A 13392-nucleotide genomic window follows, 5' to 3' on the forward strand; every position below is an offset into this window, starting at 1 on the left:
GCTACAGAGTGGCGACGCCTGCGCCGCCACCGCGCGTTAATCATTTACCAAAATCAACCCATTGTGCGTGATCAATAAATCGGTGCCGTTATTTTTCAATGGCGTTACCGATACTGCATTGTTTGCCATGTAATTCAGTGTATTGCCTAAAATTAATCCCGAAGTCGGCATAGAATTAAAAATGGGTTGATAGTTAAAAGCCAACCCTTTTTGACTATCATTTCGTTGCGTCAATAGCCCTTTCGTCATGAAGCGACTATCTTCCGGGCTGGTCAGCGTCATGGTCAACGTACCATGCTGATTCTCAAAGCGCGGATCATATAACTCTTTTTTCTGTGCCAACATCGCGTAGTAGCCAAGCTGGACATTTTGTTGTTGAAAGTCGCTGCGATAGAACAATATCCGTTGTGTATCAGCCTGATGTTCGCCTGATAAGACTAACCCGGCAGTGCAACCCGAAACCATCAGGGCGCTAATTGATGCATACAGCCATTTCATTAAGTTTGCGCTCCATTTCTCGATAAATAAGTGAGTTAAGTTGATCGATATCTTGTCGCCACTGATAGATATTCATCGCCAATTGACGTTTGTCGCAGCTGTTTTTCATCACCATGGTGTAATTCAACACCATTTCCGATGCGTGATAGTAAATTTGTAAGTGGACTTGGTGGGTTTTCAGCGTCTGATTCATACGATAAAGCGACCCTTTCAGGCTGGCGTGCAGGTCATCTTTGGAGTCGCTGAAACCGGAGGTGTCATTCAACTGGTACAGCGCAATGTTGCTGTAAACGTTGCGCTGTACCGCTGACAGGCTAAAGGGGCTGGTTGGCGGCTGTTGGCTGTTTTTCCAGCCCCAGGAACTAAACGCGATCACCAGCGCCAGAATAAACAGTGCGGTAGAAAGCCCCTTTTTTTTCACCCAATGTGAGATGCCCGGCTGCGGCGGTGCCGCGTTATTTTCAGGCTGGGGCGTTTCGGTTAGCACAAGATCGGCAGGCTGCCCGGCGTCACACTCTGGCCGGGCAGGAAAAACGTCACTCTCTTCCGGTGGGTTATCGGTCTCAACATGGCGTTGACCACAGAATTCGGCCTCAAGAATATAGCCTTTACGTGGAATGGTTTTAATCAGTCGCTGTTGTTTTCCATCATCCTCCAACGCGGCGCGTAACGCGTGAACCGCATTTGGCAGGGAGTTATTACCAATAATGCGCCGTTCCCAGACCAGATTGGTCAATTCTTCGCGTGACAGTATTTTTCCGGCATTTTGGATAAATATGGTTAACAAACGTAGCTGATATTCTCCCAGCCTGCGTTGTTCACCCGTGGTTTGATGAATAAGCGAGCCGGAGGCGATATCAAGCAGCCAGTTATTGATTATGTATTCAGATGAATCCATAGCGACGCGATACCTTACTCAATGACTTGTTTAAAGAGGAGCGTTGATAAAAGTGGACCAGGTTAAAGCGCGGTGCGATCTGATCCGAAAAGGAGGTTTCCTGCCACGCTGCGTGTTGCTTAAGAATAGTCTGAATTGTTTTTGCGGGTTAAACCCTAACACAGATCAATTAAATTAATTATTACCCTAACCAACGTAAGGTTTTTAATTTATTAACTTATTGATTTTATTGTAAAATATAAGTTTATGGTTTAACTAACCATCCGTGCTTTTCCTAAGATTAATGTTAATGAAATAAGGTTTTTTTGTTTTATTTTTTAACCTATTTAACGCATTGATGTAGCAGTGATGCTTAATTTCGTTTCTGTTTATTAAATAAAAAAACGATTTAAGATTTCATTTTATTGTGTCGCTTTTATCTCTTTTTACGTATTCCCGCTCTCGCCATTACTATTCTAATTAGTAGAAGTAAGCAGAAAAAAACGAATTTTTTTGGATGGCTATTTAATTTCTCGAACGGATGTGTCGTTTATTTCTGTCACTAGCGAATGAGTCTGATGAACAGATTCACCGAATTGCCCTCAAGGAGAGTTACTAATGTCTTTATCTATTTTTACTAGCGCATCATCCATGGCTTCTGTTAATGCTCTGAACAAGTCCAATAACTTGTTGAGCACTGCAATGGAACGTTTAGGTACTGGTAAACGTATCAATTCTGCGGCTGATGACGCGGCAGGTCTACAAATTGCTACCCGTCTGCAGGGCCAGTCTAACGGTATGACCGTAGCGAAACGTAATATTTCCGACGCGACCGCGATGCTGCAAACCGCAGAAGGTTCTTTCGATGAAGTGACGAACATTCTTTATCGTATGAAAGACCTGTCTACCCAGGCGGCGAATGATACCAACACCAAAGATGACCGTGATTCTATCCAGTCAGAGTTCGACGAACTGAATAACGAACTGGAAAACATCATGAGCAACACCTCTTACGGCGGTGAAAAACTGCTGAAATCTATCGATTCCGGCGTGAGCGGTAAAGGCAAACTGGAAGGTGCGGTGACCTTCCAGATCGGTTCCAGCTCAAAAGAAACCATGACCGTTAACCTGAGCGGCGGCCTGGGTAATGTCACTACCGCACTGAACGCATTAACCTCTGCCAAACTGAGCAATGCTTCCGGTGCTAACGCCACTATCAATTCCATTCAGGCTGCGCTGGATAGCGTCGGTAGCGTACGTTCTAGCCTCGGTGCCAACATCAACCGTCTGGGCCACACGGCAGCTAACCTGGCGAATATGCAGGACAATACCAACCTTGCGCTGGGCAATATCCAGGATGCGGATTTCGCCACTGAAGCTTCAAATATGACGCGTAACCAGATGCTGGCGCAGACCAGCATGTCCATGTTGAAACAATCTAACAGCATGAGCGGCATGGTGATGTCTCTGTTGGGTTAATCATTTTCCCAACGCGTTAATCAAAACACCGCTGCAAGGCGGTGTTTTGCTTTCTGCATCACACAGGCGGGAAGCAAGGTCAACATCTTTCCTTTCCTGTGTCACACAGTGGCGGAAGTAATCTTTCCACTATGCCAATAACTGATTGAAAATTAACTAAATAAAAGTTGGCATGACTTTTGCTAATATCGACCGTATATCGACGAGGTGATGATGAGTGATTTTCTGAATATTGACCCGACAACCATGGCAACGCAAATGGCGCAGTATGACGTCATGGCATTGAAAAATGCGCTTTCTACGCAGCAGTCGACGCTAAAATCGCAACAGACTGCGCTGAGCGCGTTAAAGAAGTCGATGACCGATTTCCGTAGCGCACTGCAAGGGTTAAACAAAGTGGGCGAAGGGGTGCTAAAAAACAGCGCCACCGTTAATCAGGACGGGTTTCTCACCGCCACCGCCAGCTCAAGCGCTTCGAAAGGGGCTTACAACATTTTTGTCGAGCAGACCGCCGCCGCCAGCCAGACCGCGTTTGAAAACCTGACCGATGACGAGGTCAGCAACGCCAGCGGCTCTATGGATATTACGGTCAACGGCGAGACGCTGACCGTAGATATGGATAGCGTCAATAGTCTGTCCGATCTGGCGAATGCGATTAATCGCAGCGATGACAATCCTGGCGTGACCGCTTCCTTGATGCGTTCCGAAGATGGGGCGGTCACCATGATGTTGAGCAGCGATGAAACCGGCGAAAAAAATGCCTTCACGCTGGATACCAGCAAAGTCAGCAATATGAGTGATGGCGCGCTGGACGAAACCACGTTGACAGAAGCGAAGGACGCCATCATCCGGATGGGCAATGAGAACGGTCCGGCGATGCGCAGCAGTACCAATAAATTTAGCAACGTGATTGATGGTGTGACGCTGGAAGTCAGCGCCGCGCAGAAAAAAGGCGATACGCCACTCCAGTTACGTGTTGGTACTGACCAGTCCGCAACTCAGGATCAATTACAACAGTTTGTCGATGCTTATAACGCGCTACGCGGCCAGTTGGATGACCTGACCAAAAGTGGTTCCGATGGCAGTGGGCGTGGCGCATTTGCCGGTGACTCAGGGATTAATGCTTTAACCCAGCAACTGAACTCGATGTTGCGTACCGATGTTGATGGCAACCGGATCGCTGACTTCGGTATTACGGCGGATAAGGACGGCAAACTCACCCTCGATAGCGAGAAGCTCAATGACGCGCTGGATCAGAATCCCGAAGGGCTCAGCACGCTGTTTAACGGGAACGGCGGCTTGCTGAAACAAATGGATAAGTCGCTGGATGGTTACCTCAGCAGCGCCAATGGCATGTTGAAAATACGCCAAGACACCCTTGATCGCAAAGATACGCAGTTAAGTGATAAAGCCGATCAGATTCAGGCTCGTTATGACTCATCGTATCAACGCTACCTGAAACAGTTCACGCAACTGCAATCGGTAATGACGCAAATGAATAACACCATGAGCATGTTTGGAATCAGCTAGCAGGAACTCACATTATGTATAGCAACTCTCCCCATGGGTACGGCAGTACTCAAAATAATTATCAACAGTATCAGGATACCGATCTGGCGATTCAAACTGCTGCCGCGACGCCGCATCAATTGGTGTTGATGCTGTTTAACGGATTGATGGATGAGTTAGTGCGAGCGCGCAGCCATATTGCGGCGAAACGCTTCGAAAAGAAGGTTACCAGCATTAATAAATGCATCGATATTCTCAACGCGCTGACCAGCGCGCTGGACTATGAGCGCGGCGGCGATTTATCGCTGCAATTAGCTGGGTTGTATGACTACTGCGTCTATCGCCTGTATGACGCCAGCGACAAACTCTCGGTTGAGTTGTTGGATGAGGTGGCGGTGATCCTCGGCAATATCCGTGGGGGCTGGGAAGGTATGGGGACTCAACATGGATGATATGGCGTTGATCCATGCTTTGGCCGGGCAACTGACCCGCGCCGCGCAGGAGAATGACTGGAACCAGCTACGCAAGGTTGATCGTGCGGTTGCTCAACTGCTCAGTGCTTTAACGCTCAGTGAGGTGACGGCGGAAAAACGCGCTGCGCTGGACCAGTTACGCCAGGTTCACCAATCGGTGTATGCGGTGTGTAAACAGCGCAGCGAAGCGTTGAAGCAGAAGATGCAGCAGCATCAGCGTCAGCGTAGCGGCCTGCAAGCGTATGCCTTGTTTTCCTTGCAAGAGGATGTGTAAGTGCTAGCGCCGTCCCCCATTTCTGTTATGCCAAACTCGCCGGAAGTGTTAGCGAAAAGCCCGGCGCTACCCGCAGAGCAACCGATTACTGTCGGCGTGTTGCCATTTATTCTCGCCGACCTCGTGCCATCTCCTGGGCAAGCGCGCCCGATGTCTGACGAGACGGTGAGCGATCCCCGGCAGGAAAAAACTGACGAGGGCAATGACGCCGATTTATTGCAACTGCTCAATTTGCTGCTTCCGCAACCACCGGAGCCGCCGAATGTAATGCCAGCCGATGGCGCGAAAGGCGCAGCGCCCGGTTTGGTAGCTAGCGCGACGGCGAGTGCCACTAATCGGGTGTTACTGGACAACCGCCTGCAGCCTATGGCGGGTATGCCTTTGCCGGAAGCGGTAAAGGTTGCGAATGTGCCCTTAAACGGGCGTCCTACCGCCGAGATACCGATGCCACAGCCTGATAAGTTGGTGCGAGCGTGGGAAGCCGTATCTGTTGCGCCAGGGTTGGAGACTCCAACCTTAGCGCCGGTAAGTTTAAGCAGTGCTTCCGCTACCGAGCTCAGCGCGAAGTCGGCGAAGAGCGTTGATCACACCCTCACACAACCGATGCCGTTAGCGTTCGATACCACTAATGATGTTGATCTACAGAGAGAAAAATTGCGTCAGGTATTGGGGGAGCGTTTACAACTTCAGATCGACCAGCGTACACAGCACGCCACCATCCGGCTTGATCCGCCCGATTTAGGGAAAATTGATATTTCGCTGCATTTCGATGCCAATAAGTTACAAGTGCAAATTCAGGCGGGACAACCCGATGTGGTCCGCGCATTGCAGCAGGCGAGTCAGGAGTTGCGGCAAGCGTTGACAGAACAAAACACCTTACAGGTACAGGTCAATATCTCCTCGCAGCAGCAAGGAACCGGGCAACAATCTCACGAGTCCGCCCGCCAACCGATACCTGTTTTAGCTGCCGGTGTTGCCGCGCCAACCGAAGAAGAACCGCGCGATACGCCGTCTCACCTCGACCATTCCATTTTGACTACGGTGTAACTGAATGACGATTAAAACCTTTTTTATGGCGCTGGTGCTGGTATTACTCGCCGCAGTGGTAACTGCCGCGCTGGTCATTTTTGGCGGTGCCTGGGTTAACGGGGGCGCCACGTCATCAGGGGCAAAATCTGTCTTTTCACTGCTTGGTAGCGAGAAGAAAACCGATCCGCAATTTGTCGAAATCAAAAATATGGTGATTACGCTGAAAAACGACAATGGCCGTGAGCGGTATTTGTTGTTGGAACTGACGCTGGATGCCGAGGATAAAGAGCAGATGAAGCGGGTGGAAAACTATATACCGGTGATCCGCAGCGTTACGGTGGATGCGCTGTCGGCGATGACCTACAGCGAGGTTCGGCACCAATCGGTTGCCGAATTGCGCGCGCTATTAATGCAAAATTACCAAGCCGCTTTCGCTCGCAATAATATTAAACCGCCGTTTGAAAAAGTGTTGATCAGCAAAATGGTGTTTCAGTAATCCGCCATGAGTGAGTTTATTAGCAGCGACGCCTTAACACCGGCTCAGGAGCGTCAGTACGTGACGGATTGGCTCCCGTTGGTGAAACGGGTGGTGAAACAACTGGCGCCGCAGGCTGACAGCGTCATCGATCGTGACGATATGGAGCAAATCGCGTTAATGGGCCTATTGGAGGCGCTGCGCCGTTATGGGCAGCCGGATGAGATGTTCGCTGGTTATGCGGTACAACGTATCCGTGGCGCGGTATTGGATGAATTGCGCCTACATGACTGGCGTCCGCGTCGTTTGCGCCAGAAGACGCACAAAATTAACGATGCGCTACGCGAGCTTAGTCGTCAGTTAGGACGCGAGCCGCGCGATGATGAAATTCGCCAGCATCTGGATCTGACGATCGAGGAATATCAGGAATATCTTCAACTGGAGAGCGCCAGCGCGATGGAGAGCCTTGATAACTTGATTGCCGCCAGTGAGTTTTCGCCCGGCGCGCTACAAAGTCGTCCACTGGAAGATGAAATCGAAATCGGTCGTACCCTGACCTATGCCTTAAACCAACTTGATCATCGTGAGCAGATTATTTTGTCGCTCTATTACCAGCAAGAACTGAGTTTAAAAGAGATCGCGTTAGTCCTTGATCTGACGGAGGCGCGCGTTTGTCAGCTCAATAAGAAAATCAGCGAAAAAATTCGCCGTAGTTTTGTTAATTGATAGTTAAACGGAAACAGTATGCAGAAATTACTCGGGCTGATCATTGTGCTATTTAGCGTGATCGGCGGTTATTTGATGTCGGGCGGGCTCATTGCCTCTTTTTGGCAGCCAGGGGAAATCCTGATTATTCTTGGCGCTGGCGCCGGCGCGATGGTGATTGCGAACCCCAAACATGTCTTAAGCGAAATGCTACAGCAAGTGAAAGGGGCAATGCACAAAAATGAATATACCGTAGAGTTTCAGCAGCAGTTGCTGATGTTGTTATATGAGTTGCTCGAACTGGTGCAGGACGGTGGGCTGAAAGTACTGGATGAGCATATTGAAGTGCCGGAAAACAGCGTACTGTTTCAGAAGTACCCGCTGATTTTGCGCGATAAATATCTGATTACTTTCATTGCCGATAACTTCCGTCTCATGGCCATGGGTAAGATTAATGAGCACGAACTGGAGGGGATCCTTGAGCAGGAGCTTGAGGCGGTAGAAGAGGAGTTATTGGTGCCGTCGCGCTCGCTGCAACGTACCGCTGAGGCGATGCCCGGCTTTGGGATTTGTGCGGCAGTGCTGGGGATCATTATTACCATGCAATCGATCGATGGCTCGATTGCGATCATCGGTTTAAAGGTGGCGGCGGCGCTCATCGGTACTTTCCTCGGCGTCTTTTTCTGTTACTGCCTGATGGACCCACTGGCAAATGCGATGGAGCAACGTAGTAAGAGCCGGATGTCAGTGCTGGAGTGCGTGCGCATGGTATTAGTCAATCATGTGGCGGGTAAACCTACCTTACTGGCGGTGGATTCCGGGCGCAAAATGCTGCCGTTACAAAATAAACCGACCTTCGCTACCCTGGATGGTTGGGTTAACCAAATGACGGAAAACCAATCATGAGGCCTGGCAAGAAAGGCGCACATACCACCATTATCAAAAGAGGAGGGCGCAAGGGACATAGCGGCGTACATGGCGGTGCCTGGAAAGTGGCGTTTGCCGACTTTACCTTGGCGATGATGGCGTTATTTATGGTGTTGTGGATTGTAGGCTCGGTGACGCCGGAGGAGCGGCGGGAGATTGTCGCTAACATCAATAATCAGTCATTTTTTGAAAGCACGGTGTTTAATCCGATCAATAGTGATAGTACCAGCGGCGGCGGTAAGCTGATTGGCGCCAGTCGCCCGGAACAGGATCCGTCGGCCGACTCGCACCCGGCGCAACAAGACGCGCAGCCTGCTGCCAACGATGCGGTTAAAGATGCAGTAGCTAAGGGCGAATCGTTAGATGGCGCGTTGTCCCGTTCACGCGACGAGATGCAGGAACTTAGCGGCCTGGTGATGGATATTACCAAGAATAATAACGCCCAGGCGAACCTCAAAATTGAAGTGATCCCGCAAGGGTTACGCATCTTGCTGCAGGATGATCGGCAGCGCGCGATGTTCGAGCGTGGTAGCTCAACGTTAACGCCGTTCTTCAAAAAATTACTGCTGGAGTTGGCCCCGGTGTTTAACAAGCTGGATAATCAACTGATTATTACCGGCCATACCGATGCGGTGCGTTTCCGCGATCAGGAAAAATATAATAACTGGAACCTGGCGGGCGATCGCGCGTTGGTGGCACGCCGGGTACTGGAAAAGGGCGGCTTAAACCAGACACGCGTGATTCAGGTCAGCTCAATGGCGGACCGCATGTTATTAGCGCCGGATGCGCCAAAGAGCGCCACCAACCGACGCATTGAAATTACCGTATTAACCAAAGCCGCCGCCGATACGTTATTCCAGTTTTACGGCTATCATGGCGAAAAAGTGGTGAAACCGATTGCCGACCGGCTTGAGCCGCAATTTCCTGGTTCGACACCTGCCGATTAGCACCGATGCGTACCTTACATTGTCGCAAGCCTGATATGCAGCCGTAGAGCGATTAAGGTCACGTCATTCATTAGCACGTTTGCGCTTCGCTGATGAGCCAGGCAGATAAAGCCATCAGGGGCATTATTGCCCCTGACTATTCGCTCAAAACCGCATTATGGCGTGTCGGACGTGGGCACTACCTTAATATTCACCATCCCTATCCCCAGCTTACGCGGATCCTGACCGATAATATTATCGAGGTCGGAAAGCTGCGGCGCAGGTGGCGCAATAACCAGCGTATCGGCATTATCCGGATTGGTAAAATGCAGCGTAGTGGTACTGACCGCATCGCCCAACTCCAGCGTTTGCTGCTGATGCCCGACGCGTACCGGAATAGGACGATGCGCATTGGGACCAAATGCTTTTGCTGTAATCACCAGATCAAAGCGTTCAGGTAATGGTGCCGCATACTGAATATTCACTTCTGGCGCCAAATTGGCGTTCGACCAGCGCCCCCAATTTTCGGTACGTGAGATCCCGGTGAACTGTTTCACCGATTGTGGCGCGCCCGGCACGTTAAAAATAAAGCTATCGGCTTGATAACGAATGTCATTATCGAGGATTTTTAGCGTGTCGACATTTTGTTTAAAGCGTTCATCATCAAGCGGGACTGGTTTAAACGCGACCTTACCTTTGTATTGCTGATCGCTAATATGCATGACCGTCGGCTCCCCGCCCAACTGCCCCTGCGACACACACCAGTCAGCGGAGGTGGAGAGCGCTGGCGCCCACAGCCGCGCCATCTTGTAGCAGCGGTCGATCCAGAGAAACTTATCGTCGGCGGCAAAAGTGGCTAACAAAAAGCGCAACGGCGCGGAGTACTCGCCTTCCGGTAACGGCTCCACTTTATTATCGGAAACACGGATCAGCAGCGGCAATTTGAAATGGGTGCCGGAGAAGCTAAAGGTGCCTTTTTGTTGGTCAATGGTGTAATTTTTAATGGTTTTTGGGAAGTTCCATAGCCGAATTACATTCGGCTTCCACTGGTTTATCTTCTCTTTGAGGTTCAGAAACACCGAGGAAAGCGACTGGCTGGACAAGCTACTGCGTCCAAGGCCGATATAGTTGTCGCCACCGAGTAGATCTAATACCGTCGCGCCGTTATCCAGCGAGCTCCGTTTTACATCAATACGCTCCTGTTGCGGTTTATCGCCGCGAATAATCAGGAACAAGTTCTCACGTTGCTGCTGGTTAAGGTATTTCCAGGCGGTGTTATTCATCGCCAGGTGATCCGACGACAGAACGATGATGGTGTTTTTAAAATAAGGTGAAGCCATGATGCGATTAATCAATTTGGCAACATGCTCTTGGCTACAGGCCACCGCGCTAAAAGACTGGTTGGGCGCGCCATCATAACTATAACTTTTGTGTTCACACGTGCGTGAAATAAAGCCATCAGGATGGTGGGTATCTACCGTCAGCGTAAACAGCGCGAAACGCTTGTTCTGTTTCGATAACTCAACGTATTTCTGCCACACCTCATCCATCACTGTATCATCGTAGTAACCCCAGTTGTTACGGTACTCTGGGTCATCCACCAACCCTTTCAGTTCTTGAGAACCATACAGATGCTCGAAGCCGTGCGAGCGCAGGAAAATATCTTTCCCGGCGAAGCGGAGATCGGCACCCTGCATAAAGTAGTTATCGTAACCGGAGTTTTTCAGAATATCGCCCAGACAGATATTCTGCGGGAAGAAACTGGATACCGAGGCGGAGGCGTTGCCTTCGAACGGCGCAAACAGAGGGATACCGCACTGCGAGGCGACCATCCCGGCAATGGTGTAATCGGTGCCGGGCAATTGTTCGGTATGGCTAAAATCGATCGCCTTCTCATTTTTGATTTCGCTGAGTTCCGGCGCCAGGCCCGGAAACGCTTTTTCATTAAAGTAGGTACGTTCCAGACTCTCGCCGTAAATGTACACCAGGTTCATTTTCGGATGCGCGATGGTGGGATGTGGCACTTTGTAGTGCGCATCAAAATCGGTTTCCCCGCTACTGGTCTGCGAGATCACCAAATCGCTAACTTGCTGGAAAGCTGGGGTGGTTTTAATCGATAGCAGCGCGAGGATTAGCGCCAGCAGGCTATAGCCAAAATGGTGGGGACGCTGCTTGCGCAGCCGCAACACCCACGACAGCAGTGCAAAAATAACCACCAATGCCACAATCAGGCCAATGCCGGGCAGTATATATTTGCCGATCCCGGCGCCGGTTAGGCTGCTGGTCAGCGTGTAAAGAACGGAATCATTGATACCGTCCCCGGTAAAGTAGTTGCTGGCGTAAAGTGTGGCATTAAGAATGATAAACAGCCCTAGCACAACCAGAATGGAGATAAACCAAAAGAGATTACGCCCGGCTTTTAATGCATAAATCGCAACGGATGCGAGAAATAAAATTACGGAAAGTAGTTCTGACAACGTCGATTCCTCTGTTTGATATGGGCGCTCTCCATTGCGCACTGGCGTTTTTTTTTCAGTAAATTGAGGTAACTTTGCAATTTATCGTGGCTGTCATATCGCTGCAACATGTCATATCGGAAATGTGGAGTCGAGCAGGGTTAGTTTAACTTTTGTTTAAGTTTGGTTTGGTAATGGCAAATTGCCGCTGAGGGCGGCGTTCAGCCGGGCGAAGAAGGTGGGGAAGCTTGATACGCGGCGGTTAGTGGCGAGAAAGTCCTTGATGCCAGACTTCATCCATTGCGCGTTCCAGTTGTTTAAAGACGGCATAGCGCGCGTCATGAAACGCGTGACGCTGCGCATCCGGCATCAGGACACCGGGCGTGATTTGTACCGCTTGCGCCGCGCCATCCGCCAGATGTTGATAGATGCCAACGCCAACCCCGGCGCAAATCGCCGCGCCAAGTGCGCCGGTCTCTTTGCATTCAGCGACGCGAATTGGGATCCCTAACACATCGGCGAACATTTGCGGCCAAACGCTGCTTTGTGTGGCGCCGCCGGACAGTGTCGCCTGTTCGAACGCTACTCCGGCGGCCCGTAACCTGTCGATATGCGCGCGGTGGGCGAACGTTACGCCTTCAAACAGCGCGAATAACATATCTGCCCGGGTATGCCAGCCGCCGAGCCCATAAAAACCGGCTTTCGCCGGGCCCTCTTTGCGACCGGCATACAGATAAGGGTGATAAATCGGCAACTGATCATTGAGCCTGACCTGTGCGACCATTTCGCTGCTGCGCGCCGCGCCTTGGCCGGCACGCCCATCGTCGAACTCCCGCACAAACCAATCAAGGTTCGCCGCCGAGGTGGCGCTGGCCTCAATCGCCATATAGCGATCGCGTTCAATAATGGAATTCATAAAAATGGGGCGTAGATAGTCGGGCTTATCCACCACCACCTGATTAATACTCCAGGTGCCCGCCACGATCGAAGCTTCGCCGCTGCGCACCACGCCAGAACCGACTGCGCTGGCGACCACGTCGAAAATACCGGCCACCACCGGAATTCCCGCCGGTAACCCGGTTAAACGGGCGGCATCAGCGCTAACATAACCTGCTACCGCGCAGGATTCGCGTAAGCGTGGCAGCAGGGGGAGAGCATCGACAATATCGTACAGCGCCAGTAATTCGTCATCGTAGTTTCGGCTGGCGTAATAAATCAGCCCGGCGCCTGCCGCATCGGAAAAGTCACCCGAGAGTGAACCGCAGAGAAAATGGTTAATCACATCTTTGGCGCACAATACATGCCCTATCTGCCGATAGCGCGCGGCATCATGGCGCTTTAGCCAACTGAGCAGCAGTGGTGTGGCGGCGGCCCAGGGCTTTTGCAGCGATCGTTGGTAAATTAAGCCATCAATGCCGTGTTGTTCCAACTCCTGCACCCGTTCAATGGCGCGGTTATCGATCGATTGAATGCCTAATAGCGGCTGACGTTTTTTATCCAATGCATACAGGCCATTGCCATGCCCGGCGGCACCGACGGCAACCACACGTTTGGCGGCGTCGCCAGCCCGTGCCAGGCAAGCGCTCACCGCCCGTTGCACGCCTTGATAAATGGCTTCTGGCGGCCGTTCGGCATAACCCGGTTGCGGTTGTTGCGTTTCACCAGCGCATTCCGCGACCGAAAGCACGCTACCCTCGGTATCAAACAGCACCGCTTTGATCATGGTGTTACCGGCATCGATACCCAGTAAGCATTCGCTCATTG

General features: G+C 51.0%; 13 protein-coding genes. 9 read left to right on the forward strand and 4 right to left on the reverse strand.

The window, feature by feature from the left end; genetic code table 11:
• Positions 1–36 precede the first annotated feature (36 nt).
• Both PMPD1_RS03390 and PMPD1_RS03395 read right to left on the reverse strand, forming a co-directional pair.
• Positions 37–498: a hypothetical protein gene (locus PMPD1_RS03390; RefSeq protein ID WP_173632712.1), complete on the reverse strand. Its 462-nt coding sequence runs from the start codon at positions 496–498 to the stop codon at positions 37–39.
• Positions 473–1396, reverse strand: a complete 924-nt coding sequence (locus tag PMPD1_RS03395) for a winged helix-turn-helix domain-containing protein (protein WP_173632713.1) — start codon at positions 1394–1396, stop codon at positions 473–475. Before PMPD1_RS03395 ends, PMPD1_RS03390 begins: the two co-directional genes overlap by 26 nt.
• Before the next feature lie 597 nt (positions 1397–1993).
• On the opposite strand from PMPD1_RS03395, the gene PMPD1_RS03400 reads away from it, so the two are divergent.
• The 9 genes from PMPD1_RS03400 (at position 1994) to lafU (ending at position 9193) form a co-directional block, all read left to right on the forward strand.
• Positions 1994–2854, forward strand: coding sequence for a flagellin N-terminal helical domain-containing protein (locus tag PMPD1_RS03400; protein WP_173632714.1), 861 nt, complete (start codon positions 1994–1996; stop codon positions 2852–2854).
• A 210-nt stretch (positions 2855–3064) separates the two neighbouring features.
• Positions 3065–4384, forward strand: coding sequence for a flagellar filament capping protein FliD (fliD, locus tag PMPD1_RS03405; protein ID WP_354292766.1), 1320 nt, complete (start codon positions 3065–3067; stop codon positions 4382–4384).
• Positions 4385–4398: 14 nt separating this feature from the next.
• Complete coding sequence (fliS, locus tag PMPD1_RS03410; protein WP_173632715.1) at positions 4399–4815, forward strand: flagellar export chaperone FliS; 417 nt, start codon at positions 4399–4401, stop codon at positions 4813–4815.
• Positions 4808–5110 (forward strand): flagellar protein FliT, encoded by a 303-nt coding sequence (gene fliT / locus PMPD1_RS03415; protein WP_173632716.1) that lies wholly within the window; start codon positions 4808–4810, stop codon positions 5108–5110. Before fliS ends, fliT begins: the two co-directional genes overlap by 8 nt.
• On the forward strand, positions 5111–6157 hold the full coding sequence (locus PMPD1_RS03420) for a flagellar hook-length control protein FliK (RefSeq protein ID WP_354292768.1): 1047 nt from the start codon (positions 5111–5113) through the stop codon (positions 6155–6157). It begins immediately after the preceding gene.
• Positions 6158–6161: 4 nt separating this feature from the next.
• The gene (locus PMPD1_RS03425) at positions 6162–6635 is read left to right on the forward strand and encodes a flagellar basal body-associated FliL family protein (RefSeq protein WP_173632717.1); all 474 of its coding nucleotides are present in this window, start codon (positions 6162–6164) and stop codon (positions 6633–6635) included.
• A 6-nt stretch (positions 6636–6641) separates the two neighbouring features.
• Positions 6642–7340, forward strand: coding sequence for a FliA/WhiG family RNA polymerase sigma factor (locus PMPD1_RS03430; protein WP_173632718.1), 699 nt, complete (start codon positions 6642–6644; stop codon positions 7338–7340).
• 18 nt (positions 7341–7358) lie between these two features.
• On the forward strand, positions 7359–8225 hold the full coding sequence (gene motA / locus PMPD1_RS03435; RefSeq protein ID WP_173632719.1) for a flagellar motor stator protein MotA: 867 nt from the start codon (positions 7359–7361) through the stop codon (positions 8223–8225).
• Positions 8222–9193: a putative lateral flagellar export/assembly protein LafU gene (gene lafU / locus PMPD1_RS03440; RefSeq protein ID WP_173632720.1), complete on the forward strand. Its 972-nt coding sequence runs from the start codon at positions 8222–8224 to the stop codon at positions 9191–9193. Before motA ends, lafU begins: the two co-directional genes overlap by 4 nt.
• A 155-nt stretch (positions 9194–9348) precedes the next feature.
• Here the strand turns inward: lafU and opgB are convergent, their stop codons facing one another.
• Together opgB and PMPD1_RS03450 are read right to left on the reverse strand one after the other, a co-directional pair.
• Positions 9349–11649, reverse strand: a complete 2301-nt coding sequence (gene opgB, locus PMPD1_RS03445; protein ID WP_173632721.1) for a phosphatidylglycerol--membrane-oligosaccharide glycerophosphotransferase — start codon at positions 11647–11649, stop codon at positions 9349–9351.
• A gap of 241 nt (positions 11650–11890) precedes the next feature.
• On the reverse strand, positions 11891–13390 hold the full coding sequence (locus PMPD1_RS03450) for an FGGY-family carbohydrate kinase (RefSeq protein ID WP_173632722.1): 1500 nt from the start codon (positions 13388–13390) through the stop codon (positions 11891–11893).
• Positions 13391–13392: the final 2 nt, after the last annotated feature.

The sequence above is a fragment of the Paramixta manurensis genome (genome assembly GCF_013285385.1).
In the GTDB taxonomy this organism is placed as follows: domain Bacteria; phylum Pseudomonadota; class Gammaproteobacteria; order Enterobacterales; family Enterobacteriaceae; genus Paramixta; species Paramixta manurensis.